Source organism: Bacillus sp. 3103sda1 (assembly GCF_024159135.1).
Taxonomy (GTDB): domain Bacteria; phylum Bacillota; class Bacilli; order Bacillales; family Bacillaceae_G; genus Bacillus_A; species Bacillus_A rhizoplanae.
Genome location: NZ_JAMYWS010000001.1, coordinates 1609016 through 1621079, shown reverse-complemented (window position 1 = coordinate 1621079; position 12064 = coordinate 1609016). Strand labels below are relative to the sequence as shown.

Here is a 12064-nt window from a genome sequence, read left to right as displayed (position 1 = left end):
TACATAGTATTTCAAAAGTTGCTTGCTTTAATGCTTAACGTCATTACGAATAGTATTTTTCTTTTAGAAGGAGACTGTATAGAACTCTATAAAAGCATATCAATATTACATAAGCTGCTTTAGTTAGCCAAGATACAAAAAGGGATGCAGTATCAAACTGCATCCCTTTTGTATCTTGAATTAAATAAAATTCCTCGCATCGTTATTACGCCCAAACTTATAAATTGCGATTAGGAAAAAGGCAATGGCAAAGGCAAATAAGATTAAAATGTTTAAATATAAATCTGCGAAATGTGTTCCTTGCTGTAATTTCGTGATTGTGTCTAATAACCAACGCTGCGGAAGAAATTCAGCAACTTTTTGCACAGATGCTGGCATAATTTCAAATGGAAAGAAGCATCCGGCAAGCAAGCATGTTGGTGTAATAATAATATTTTGCATTGCATTCGCAGAAGTTGAGTTTTTCGCAAAAGATACAATCGCTAACGATAAACCAATTGCGACTAAGCCAAATAGCATCAGTACTCCAATCATAACAATTAAAGGCATATTTATATCAATATGAAACACATTGGTCATAAATAATACTGTTATAACAATTTGCACGATCAAAATAAGCATATTAACAGCAACATTAGATAAAATATATTTCTTCCCATCTATCGGTGTTGATAATAACCTGAAATACGTTCGGTTCTCTTTTTCTTTCAAAATTAATTCTGAGAAATTCACTGCTGAAAAAAGCATAAACATAATGAGATAGCCAACTGTTTGATTCGTCATATCTTTATTTTTCGAAGTATCCTTAAGCGTCTCGGCTGTTAACTTAAATGAATTTTTTTGATAACTTGCATACATCTTCTCAAACTTACTTTGATCATCTTGTGCTACTTTACTAATTGCCGTTATATTATCAATATAATTATACAAATACGATTTTATAAACCCTGTTACTTGAGCACCTTTAATTGAAGAAATTTGAATGTGACTCGGTTTACCATTTCGAACACTTTCTGAAAAACCTGAATCTAACGTAATCACTGCATCAAGTTTTTTCGAGGCAAGCTTCTCTTCGACTTCTGATTCTTTAATTTTACTCACTTTCACATGATTTAATCCTTCTATAAATTTCACGGTATCATTTGCTATATAATGATTTTCATTATTTACAACCCCGATGTTTAATGTCCCTTGCCCTGCATTTCCATACATCAGAAAAGAAATTAGTGCTCCCGCTATCGGTAAGCCGATAATAATAAGTAACCCTTTTTTATTTTTCAAAAGTACCGATAATGTTTTTTGTATGAGCCATAAAATATCTTTCATATTATAGCCCCTCCCGTCTGCGTAATACGATAATCGCAATCAATAAAAACAATGCTGAAATTCCAATATTCAAAGAAATTACCGGAAGTGCTGCCCCTAAATCATTCGCATAAATAATTTTCATAATTGCTGTATTTGCCCATGTTAATGGCGACATATTTGTAAGCACATTTTCTTCGACTACAAAATATGCTCCACCAAAAATAGAAGCCAATTGTACAACAACCATAATCACCGCTTTAGCTGCCTCACCCGTTTTCGTAATATATCCAATCCCTAATCCGAAGCTAATTGCAAGGAATACTTCTGTTAGTAAAATCAGAAAGACTACTCCAAGATGGTCCCCCCAATTTGCGCCATAAACAAATTTACTAAAGACAACGACAAGAAGAAGACAAAGTACATTTACTACAAGACTACCGAGTATTTTCCCAACGAAGATTTCCGCTTTACTAACAGGCGCGGCAATTAAACGATCTCCCGTTCTTCGTAATCGCTCTCCGCGAATGAGATAACTCGCTCCCATCGCTCCATACAAGGCAATCATCGTCGTCATCACAACCGCATAATAATCCATAGAGCTTGGTTTTTTAGCAGCTTGTAAAGATGTCTCTTTTATATAATCATCATGATTTCCACTTGAAATAACTGTGCTAACTTTCCCTGGATCTACTTTCGCAACTTCTACCGCTACGTTGTACTTATCAACAAATGTAGTAAGCATCCCCTCAACAATACTTCCTTCAATACTATTTCTATCACTCTCATATAACTTCACGCCATCTTGATTCATTTCTACATAGCCAGCATATTTATTTTGTTTCACTTCTTCTTTTCCATCTACATCAGTTGAAGCTTTTTTAAAGTGAATTCCAGATTTATCTGCTTCTTTTATAAACGCTTCAAAGGCCTGCGAAAACTGACTATTAGCTTCATCTTTATATAATACCTGTATATTTTCAATAGAAAGACTGTCACTATTAAATGCATTTGTTAAAGCTGTTCCCAAGACTAGCATAAGTACAATTGGGAATGCTAACATAAAAACTAATGTTCTTATATCTCGAAAATCTCTTTTAATTTGCACGATTGCAATATTGAAGATGTTCAAGCGATGAACCTCCTTTTTCTATTTACTATTAATCTTGTTAATCTCGTAATTTTCTCCCCGTTAACGTCAGAAACACTGTTTCTAAGTTGGGTGCCTGTTCTTCTACCGATCGTATTTCTATATCATGACTAATAAAATATTGAATAATTTTATTTAAATTGTTCACTCCTGTATCGGAATTCACTTTAATTACGTTTTCTTCTATTTGAACAGCTTTAACCCCGCTAATTTCTTTTAGTTGATCCATATCCATATCTTCAATTGCTTTTACTTCAATCCAAATATCTTTCGTATCAGTAATGATTGCTTTTAACTGTTCTTTCGTTCCTTCTGCAATAATCTTTCCGTGATCAACAATCGCGATTTTTGTACAGATCTCCTCCACTTCCTCCATATAGTGACTTGTGTAAATGATTGTGCTACCCATTTCGTTTAATTTTCGTACAGACTGGAGGATGTAGTTTCTTGACTGTGGATCAATCCCTACTGTCGGCTCATCCATAATAATTAACTTCGGACGATGTGCAAGCGCACAAGCAATGTTAAGTCTTCGCTTCATTCCACCAGAGAAGTTTTTCGGATAGCTTTTATGTCTATCACTGAGCCCTACAAACTGGAGCGCTTCTTCTACTCTCTCTTTCAATTCAGTTCCTCGCAATCCATATAATCCTGCAAAGAATTTTACATTTTCATAGGCGGTTAACTCCTCGTAAATCGCTATGTCTTGCGGCACAATACCAATGTTCATTTTTGCAAATCGGCTATACTTCTTACTATTTTTCCCTAATATGTTAATCTCACCTTCATTACTTCTTAGCAATCCAGCAATCATATTAATTGTTGTACTTTTACCAGCACCATTTGAACCTAAAAATCCAAATATTTCTCCTTGTGCGATAGATAAAGACATATTATCAACTGCGATGAAATCACCAAATTTTTTCGTTAAGTTTTTTATCTCCAATGCGTTCATCATTTCACCCCTATTTCGGTTTCTCTGCTGTTATTATAAACAAAAAGAATGAACCTGCTCAGTGCATAAGTTCATTCTTTTCACATGAGAATATTCACTTTTTTCCAGTGAGATCATTCATCTTATCTATTCCTTACTGTATCGGCAATAACATTGTTACTGAAAAACCATTGGTCCCATCTACAATAATTTTCCCATTAATAGACGCTGTTCTCTCCTCCATCCCAATGATACCGAGGCCTTTCTTAACAATGGTTGCCCCTTTTCCGTTATCTTTCACCTGCACCTTTACCATCTTGTTAAGCACATTAATATCTATTGAAATGACCGTCGCATCAGCGTATTTCATCGTATTCGTTAACGCCTCTGTAACATTTTCACCAATGATCTTCCATTGGATAGGAGAAATTGTATCCAAATTTCCTTTATGCACAAACGGAATTTTTATATTATGCTTGCTCGCAAATTCATCTATGAATAATTTCATACGATGAATTCCAATTTGTTCAGTTGGCGGTTTCACATTTTTAAGGGTAATTCTAATACTTTCAATACCATCTTTAGAAATATGAATCGCATTTTGAAGTAACTCCGCAGCTTTGTCCTTATCTATTTCCATTAACCTCTTTGCTGCTTCCATTTGAATAAGTGCCCCTGTCATGGAATGACCAATTTTATCATGAATTTCTTGTGATAATCGATTTCGTTCTTCTAGCTTAAATGTGTATTCAGATTGCCTTATGTATTCTTTATTTTCATGCAAACTTTTTGTGAGCCTTTGCATATCTTTTCGCATGATGTCATTTTGCGTTTCAAATTTCACCAATTTTTCCGTATATAGCCTTGCCATTGTGAAAATAACAAAACTAAATACAGCGATTAAACCGTATGTCATACGTATATCTTCCTCAACAAACAGAACCGGAAGAAGCATAATGAAAAACATCAGCCATTTTTCATATATGTAATAAAAAGTAAATTCATATAAATTCAGAGGTAAAAATAAAAATAATAACGGATGAACCTGTCCATATGAAACAATTGTAATGACAATCGATGCCAATATAACTACTTTCTTCGCTGTATCTTTTTTCAAAATATAAATCGTAACATTTACACAAAGATAAAGAAGTAAAGTAAATACAATCCATGGTAGATTCGTAACGTTGGAATGGGCATAACTGAACACAATATATAGGAAAACTATGAGCTTACTAATAATGATCCAAAATTCCATATTTCTAATCCACTGTTCCCGTTAAATAGTAAATGGCGATTTGCGTACGATGCTCAAGCCCCGTTTTACTAAGAATTGAGGTAATATAGTTCGCAATCGTCCCTTCTGATATAAAAAGCTGTTTTGAAATCTCTTTATTTGAAAAACCTTTTGCAATAAGAGCAATAATACTAAGTTCTCTTTCTGTGAAAAGACTCTTATCTATTTTCGGTTCTTCTTCTTTATTTTCTTGTAAGTTTGATTTAAGTTTATCGAGGACTACATCTTGAATGACAGTATGTCCGTGATAAACACTTTTTATCGCATCTCGTATTCGCTCCGGATCATTATTTTTTAATAAATAACCTTTCGCTCCATTTTTTACTGCATCTAAAATGTATTCGTCATCATCAAATGTCGTTAATATGAGCGGCTTTGTTTTTGTTTGTTCACAAATTAATTTCGTTGCTTCCACGCCGTTCATATTCGGCATACGTACATCTAAAAGGGCAATATCAACATCATGTTTTTTGCAATACTCTAGTGCCTCTTGCCCATCATTTACTGTTACTAACACTTCAAATTCCGCGTATGTACTTAAAATGATTTTCATACCTTCTCTAATAAAAGAATTATCATCAGCTATTATCACTTTTATTTTCATAGTTGTTAGTAGGTGTTACCTTACTAACATTCGCCTCCTTTCAATATACAAATTTCACCATCTCATAAGTAACATTTTTCATTTTCTTTCCTACTCTTCAGTTACAGTAAAAGTTTCTTTCTTATCCTATTAAATTCACTTTTTCAGCACCCTTATTACTGAAATACTAATAAGGTATTTAGAATTACACAATTTTATAAACAAATTAACTGTCCGATCTGATTACATTCTTCAGCAAACCATATTGCTCCATCTGGTCCTAGTACAATCCCATGCGGTTCAGAGTTTTTCGTAGGAATTTGATATTCCGCAATTTCTCCATTCACCGTAATTCGTCCAATCTGATTACTTCCCCACTCCGTAAACCAAAGTACTCCATCCTCACCTGCAACAATAGCATGTGGTCGGGCATTTACAGTTGGGATAGGGTACTCGCTAATTTTTCCCGATGTCGTAATTCTTCCTATTTTATTTCCGTTTATTTCTACAAACCATAGCGCTCCATCAGGTCCATTTGTAATGCCTACTGGAGCAGAATTCATTGTAGGTATAGAGTACTCAATAATTTGACCGGATGTTGTAATTTTCCCTATTTTATTACTTTTGTTCTCCGTAAACCAAAGTGCCCCATCTGGTCCTGATACGATAAATGACGGATAAGATTCCGAATTAGGTAATGTATACTCGGTAATCTCGCCTAACAATGAAATTCTTCCTATCTTATTACTTGTTAGTTCCGTAAACCATATTGCTCCATCAGGTCCTTCTGTTATTCCATACGGAGCTGATTTTGTAGTAGGTAGCATATATTCAGTAACCTCGCCTTGCATTGTAATCTTTCCAATCTTATCCGTCTTGTATTCTGTAAACCATAGATCTCCATTCGCCCCAGATACTATACATGAAAGCCCAGCATCTGATGTAGGAACGAAGAATTCCTGTATTTCACCGGTTACAGTCATTCTTCCTATTCTATTTCCCTTATGTTCCGTAAACCAAAGAGCTCTATCCACACCGACCGTTATCCCATAAGGGCCTGATTCAGCCATCGGAAGACGATATTCATTAAATCTTACTTGCACTGTACTAAAACCTCCTTTTTATTGATGCGTGCACTTATCATATGAAAATAAATATGTAAGTATTTCCGTGAATATAATTCATATACCTTCATTACTTAGAAGAAAAAACCACAAAAAATTGCACTCAATAAAACATTGAAGGAAAACCCAATAAAAAAAACCTTTCACTGCTACATTTAAAGCTGTGAAAGGTTTTAATTTTTATCTTTCATAAGTATGAAGAGGATATATATTTTTCCTTATCACTATTCAAATTGTTTTTTATTATATAACCGCTTTTAAGCCTTCCAAAACCAATCCAATCATAAATCCACAAACGGCACCATTTACACGAATCCACTGCAAATCTTTTCCTACGTTATTTTCAATCATCTCAATAAGTGTTTTATCATCTAATTTATCTAAATTTTCCTGTACGAGTTTTCCGATTTTAGAATGATTGCTTTCAACGACGTTTACAATTTGTTTTTGTAGCCAATCTTCCATACGTTGAACTGTTGCTGCATCTTCTTTTATTTTATTCATTTGTGTTGTCATAAACGGTAGAAGATATTTGTCCGCAAATTCATCTTTTTGAATAAAATCTACAAATTTTTGCTTTGCTTGCTCAAGAAATTCTGTTATCTTCTCAGCTGCCTCCCAATTCACAATCCAATTTTCTTTCCAATTCTCTAGTTCTTTTAATACCGATTCATTTTCCTTCATATGTAGGATTTCGTGGCGAATTTTCATCAATAGAGCTTGTCTCGTGCTATTATCAACGCTTTGCAAACTACTAATATTATTAATAATAAACTTTTGCAGAATGCTACCAACTTTTTCTTCATCGGCAATACTCATAAAGGATTTAAGCGCAAACTGTAAGAAACCATCTACTTTTATATTTTCTAGCGCCTTCATACCTAAACTACCAAGTTGATATCGAGCTGCATCTTGTGCTGTCCATTCTTTCGCTTTGACTAATAAACAATCTAACGTCTTTTCATCATATTCTTGTGTAACTATTTGATCAACAAGCACTTGAAGAATATTACCTACGTTAATTGTATGTAAGTACGTTTTTAATTCTTTTTCCAAAACAATAGCTAACCGTTTTGTGTTCATTCGCAGAATCGCCTTTTCAGCAATTGTAACAATCCCTTTCTTTAACGCATCGGAATGCAGCTCTCTTTCCGCAATATGTAATACCGTTGCAGCCAACTTCATTTCTTTTATTTTATCGGTAATACTTTCTTTCGTAAGCCAATCATTTTCCAGCGTGGAAACAAGTCCTTTCGTAACCCGTTTCCGATTTTTGGGCAATAGAGCTGTATGCGGGATCGGTATCCCCATCGGGTGACGAAACAGTGCTGTAACTGCAAACCAATCCGCGAGTCCCCCTACTAAACCAGCTTCAAATCCACCTTGTATAATATTCCCTGCTATCGTTCCTTGAAATGGGATTGTTGCAACAAAACCAACCCCCATTATTCCAAGTGAAATTCCTGCTAAATATTTTGACTGTAATGACATTGTATTTCCACATCCTCTTATTATGTAAAGTAAACCTTTGTAAATTCATTGAATCATTTAGACCTTTGTGTATAGATTCCAAATTTTCTTCAACAAAAGCATATATATATACTATAATAAACCACGTTGAAAATAACAAAGAAATACATAACAAAAACGAGAGGATTTTACGCCCCTCGTTTTACAACTTCATGATATTGTTAACAATTCAGCAATTGGCCCAAGTACAAGTACTGGTAAAAATGTTAAAGCACCTACTACAAATATCGTACCAAGTAAGATTCCTCTAAACAAGTGATTGTCAGTTTGGAACATGCTAATAGTTTCAGGTACACTTTTTTTCTTTTTCAGTCCAACTGCAACGGCAAGCATCGTAATGATACTGAAATAACGACCAATATACATAACGATACCTGTTGAAATATTCCAAAATGGTGTATTATCATTTAACCCTTCAAATCCAGAGCCATTATTTACAACAGACGATGTATACTCATATACAACTTGTGTTAGACCGTGAAAACCAGGATTCGAAATTGCATCTGTTCCGAAATGTGTTGAAAAAGCAACTCCCGCAGCTCCAAGAATGAGAAGCGGCTGGGACACAATCGTAGTGGCAATTAATTTCATCTCTTTTCCTTCTAATTTTTTATTAAGAAACTCCGGTGTACGTCCTACCATTAATCCAGCTAAAAATACTGCTATCATCGCATACATGATCACATTCATAAATCCAACTCCAATCCCGCCAAACACAGTTCCTAGAAGCATATTTACAAGTGGAACCATTCCTCCAATTGGCGTTAACGTATCATGTGTTGTATTTACGCCCCCTGTCCCTGAAGCGCTTGTAACAGTTGCGTATAAAGCAGAAGATGTAACACCAAGACGCATTTCTTTCCCTTCCATATTTCCTTGAGAACTGTCTATACCAATTTGGTTTAACAGTGGATTCCCTTTCAATTCAGATATAGCGAGTGTAGAAAACCCAACAATAAATAAAATAAGCATCGATACAAAAAACATTCTTCCTTGTTTACGGTTTCCAACCATTCGTCCGTATACAAACGGAAATGCCATTGGAATTAACATTTGCAGCATCATCTGGAGTACATTACTAATCATATTTGGATTTTCAAAAGGATGTGCTGAAACTGTTCCAAAAAAGCCTCCGCCATTATCTCCAAGTTCTTTAATAGAAAGTAAAGACGCTACTGGTCCACGAGGAATTGCCTGCTCTGCCCCTTCCAACGTTTTTGCGATAATCGTGGAATCTAGTGTTTGCGGTGTTCCTAGCGCTAGAAAAATTAGCGATGTTACAAACGAAATTGGTAATAATACCCTTGTAATAGATTGAACAAAATCAACAAAGAAGTTACCAATTTTTTTACCTGCTAAGACGCGAATAAACGTAATACCAATCGCCATTGAAGTTGCAGGTGCTGCAAACATCATAAACGTTACTCCAGCCATTTGAGAGAAATAAGATAAATTACTTTCGCCCCCATAATGTTGTAGATTCGCATTTGTCATAAACGTGATAGCTGTATGAAATGCTAATGTCGGCTCCATTCCTGAAACATGATTTGGATTTAGCGGCAACATCCCCTGTAACCGAAATATAGAATACACAACAAGGATAAAAAACAAATTTGTTATGATTAAGCAAAACAAATAGTGTTTCCAGCTTTGACGATATCCTTTAATTCCTGCGACTTTAAACAAAAGTTTTTCCATTGGACCAAATACCTTTTGGAATGGTCCATTTTGCTGAAACACATTGTATATGTAATCTCCCATTGGTTTTGCTACAACTACAAATAGACAAATTGTAATTAGACTTGTAAGCCAGTTCATCCTTTTTCTCCCCTCTGTTTCACCTACAATTATTTTCTATCCTACGCAGTATTTTTGTAAAATTTTACCATTAACAGAATAAAAGAAAACACTAGGTTGCACCTAGTGTTTTTACACACAAGTCCCCCCCTCTCAAAACGCTGACGAGGTTAGCTGTCGGATTCGGGCCTTGAGAGTAGCCCTACCTAAAAAGGATTCACCCCAAGTGACAATGCACAAAATTGGTTCCCCCGCTCCTAAGTGGATTAAGCGATATTTGGCTGTAAAATTTGCTATTTGTTTGTTAATATACTCCTCTAACTTCTTATTGTAAAGATAGAAAATACAAAAAAGAAAGACTATTAAATCAATTTTAAAAAAGAAACCCTATTAATAAAAGGTTTCCTCACACAAACTAATCACTACCTAGAACCGCCATCACAAAAATAAGAGCAATATACAAACAAAGCGGACTGTATAACAACGTATCATATATCGAAAATTTCGTTCCTTTTACCTTTTTAAAGAACCCAACGTACTTCATATCCCCTACTGCACGTAAAAAGAAAATCCCCGCTAGAATCATACATCCCCATTTTGTGTAATCACTCGCATTCCAAAAAAACAAATATCTGCTTTGAGCTAATAGAATCATAGCAAAACATAGAATAGCAATCGCCACTGCAAAAGTCCCTATTTTCCGCGGAACAAAAGTATACTCTCCGCTATCTTTTTTCATCGGAAGAACAACCTTACTTCCCCAAGTTCCACCACATGCCCAGTACATATGAATAAGACTAATGAACACAAGGATACAAGCGCCTACAATGATTAAAAATGATGTCATTATATCCTCTCCCTACTTGCATCATTCTTTCTCCTCCATAATTTCTCTAACTTCTAGCAACTTACCTCCTATTTGTTTTGTTCAATGTGTACGAGTGTAAATTTTATATTTATACCCTTTAATCAGTAGCATATGTACTAAAAAAGGAAGCATAGCTTTACGTAAATTGAAGATTTATGCTTCCTTCTTTATTTTGAAATGTAATCTTTAAAATTTGTATTTTTATTGGGCGTTTTTTGGTTTAATGCATAGTAAAGATAATAAAGCTCCTACAAATGCTAAAAAAATTGACAGATAAAATATATAATTATCCGGCCCTTTCATTAATACTGCAAACAACGGAGGGCCTGCGGCTACTCCTACAAATCGCATTGAGCTATAAAGAGATGTAATCGATCCTCTCTGTTCCTTCTGGATTCCTTCTGTTACTAGAGCGTCTAAGCTAGGAAGAGCAACACCAATCCCAATTCCACTAATTACAAGACTCGTGATAATGATGTAAATGTTTTTGAAGAATATCGGAGTTATTAATGTTATTCCTAATAAGAAAAAACCAATACATATACACCACTTCATCATTATTTTCTTATCCCCAATTTTTTTCCCTGTTATATAAGAAGTAAGAGAAAGTGAAGCTAACGGAATAGCTAATACAAAGCCTTTCCAAACACCCTCTAAGTGATATCGCTTTTCTAAAATGGAAGATAAATAAAAAAGGATACCAAACAGAATGAACATAATAATGCCTCCAAGTATAAAAATTGGAAAAAGCCAACGACCTTTCTCACATAAAATCAACTTTACATTTTGAAGAAAAATACGTAATGGAGGAGCTTCTTGTTTTTGTTTAGGTGGCTTCACAAAAAAGAGAATTAAAATAATGGATATTATACACAAAATCGGGATGAACCAAAAAGGAAGGAACCAAACAAACGAAGCTAGTAAGGACCCTAAAATTGGACTTAAAACCTTACCTAATGTATTTGATGTTTCGACTAGACCTAGGCCACTGCTCACTTGTTTTTCATCTTGAAACATATCACCTACACAAGGAATCACAACAGGCATTGCCCCAGCTGAGCCAATTCCTTGAATAATCCTCCCTATTAAAATCCACGTATAAGGATTTTCAAGCTTCCATGATACCCAACCCGTAATAGCTCCCCCTATAGCTGCTATAAATAAACTAGGTATAATTACTTTCTTTCTCCCCCACTTATCAGATAAATAACCAGCTATAGGAATTAAAATAATAGCGACAATAGAATAGACAGTAATGATAAGAGAAACTTGAAAATCATTAATATCTAATTTCTTTTCAATTAATGGAAGGACAGGGATTAACATGGAGTTTCCAAGTGTCATAACTAAAGGAACAGATGAAAGTGCCCATAAGCTCCATTTTTCTTTTTTATCCATATTTATAATACCTTCACCCCTTAATGACTTCATTTCAAAAATATACTCTTACTTTTTCATAATAAAGTTACTATTCCC

10 protein-coding genes and 1 riboswitch are annotated in these 12064 nt (G+C 34.7%); all 10 genes read right to left on the bottom strand.

Translation table 11 applies throughout. The annotated features are described in order from the left end of the window. Positions 1–180: 180 nt before the first annotated feature. Positions 181–1326: an ABC transporter permease gene (locus NKR74_RS08200; protein ID WP_253629191.1), complete on the bottom strand. Its 1146-nt coding sequence runs from the start codon at positions 1324–1326 to the stop codon at positions 181–183. A gap of 1 nt (position 1327) precedes the next feature. Next, positions 1328–2437 carry an ABC transporter permease gene (locus NKR74_RS08195; protein ID WP_253629190.1) on the bottom strand — a complete coding sequence of 370 codons (1110 nt, stop codon included), beginning with the start codon at positions 2435–2437 and terminating at the stop codon, positions 1328–1330. A gap of 37 nt (positions 2438–2474) precedes the next feature. Next, positions 2475–3410 (bottom strand): ABC transporter ATP-binding protein, encoded by a 936-nt coding sequence (locus tag NKR74_RS08190; protein ID WP_098308532.1) that lies wholly within the window; start codon positions 3408–3410, stop codon positions 2475–2477. Positions 3411–3543: 133 nt separating this feature from the next. Continuing rightward, positions 3544–4647, bottom strand: a complete 1104-nt coding sequence (locus NKR74_RS08185; protein WP_253629189.1) for a sensor histidine kinase — start codon at positions 4645–4647, stop codon at positions 3544–3546. A gap of 4 nt (positions 4648–4651) precedes the next feature. Next, positions 4652–5290, bottom strand: a complete 639-nt coding sequence (locus NKR74_RS08180) for a response regulator transcription factor (RefSeq protein WP_253629188.1) — start codon at positions 5288–5290, stop codon at positions 4652–4654. Positions 5291–5484: 194 nt separating this feature from the next. Further along, on the bottom strand, positions 5485–6372 hold the full coding sequence (locus tag NKR74_RS08175) for a Vgb family protein (RefSeq protein WP_309247628.1): 888 nt from the start codon (positions 6370–6372) through the stop codon (positions 5485–5487). 264 nt (positions 6373–6636) lie between these two features. Beyond that, complete coding sequence (locus NKR74_RS08170; protein ID WP_253629187.1) at positions 6637–7884, bottom strand: DUF445 domain-containing protein; 1248 nt, start codon at positions 7882–7884, stop codon at positions 6637–6639. Positions 7885–8073: 189 nt separating this feature from the next. After that, positions 8074–9741: a potassium-transporting ATPase subunit KdpA gene (gene kdpA / locus NKR74_RS08165; protein WP_253629186.1), complete on the bottom strand. Its 1668-nt coding sequence runs from the start codon at positions 9739–9741 to the stop codon at positions 8074–8076. A gap of 122 nt (positions 9742–9863) precedes the next feature. Further along, positions 9864–10003: riboswitch (cyclic di-AMP (ydaO/yuaA leader) on the bottom strand. A 132-nt stretch (positions 10004–10135) separates the two neighbouring features. Further along, positions 10136–10567 (bottom strand): DUF3995 domain-containing protein, encoded by a 432-nt coding sequence (locus NKR74_RS08160; protein WP_253629185.1) that lies wholly within the window; start codon positions 10565–10567, stop codon positions 10136–10138. Positions 10568–10789: 222 nt separating this feature from the next. Then, a complete protein-coding gene (gene bcbE, locus NKR74_RS08155; RefSeq protein ID WP_253629184.1) occupies positions 10790–12019 on the bottom strand; it encodes a bacillibactin exporter BcbE in 1230 nt (409 codons plus the stop codon). Between the last annotated feature and the right edge of the window lie 45 nt (positions 12020–12064).